General features: G+C 53.6%; 1 protein-coding gene. It reads left to right on the top strand.

Annotated elements, in window-relative coordinates; all coding sequences use genetic code 11:
• Window positions 1-366 (top strand): trypsin-like serine protease (locus tag F0L74_RS34905; protein WP_213087201.1); only part of this gene is annotated, 366 nt, incomplete at both ends.

Genomic DNA, 366 nt, shown 5'->3' with positions numbered 1-366 from the left:
GAAATGAACGTAAAATACGGCTTACTTTTTGTGGCGCTCTTTGCGGCTGCCTGGGCCCTCCCCAAGCCTGAAGATGACATGTCCATCTTCTACGAGCATGTGGACCGGAACGCTCGTATTGTGGGGGGTAGCCAGGCAGCTCAGGGCAGCCACCCCCACATGGTAGCAATGACTAATGGTATCTTCAGCAGGAGCTTTGTCTGCGGAGGCTCAGTGCTCACCGCACGCTCGGTGCTCACCGCTGCTCATTGCATTGTTGCTGTATTCACACTTGGAAGTCTCTCTGGAAATCTTCGTCTGACAGTCGGCACAAACCAATGGAATTCTGGAGGTTCTCTCCACACTGTCTCCAGAAACATCACCCAC

Source organism: Chitinophaga agrisoli, assembly GCF_008386695.1.
Classification (GTDB): Bacteria; Bacteroidota; Bacteroidia; order Chitinophagales; family Chitinophagaceae; genus Chitinophaga; species Chitinophaga agrisoli.
The sequence above is the reverse complement of the archived record's forward strand: the minus strand, read 5'-3'. Positions and strand labels throughout refer to the sequence as shown.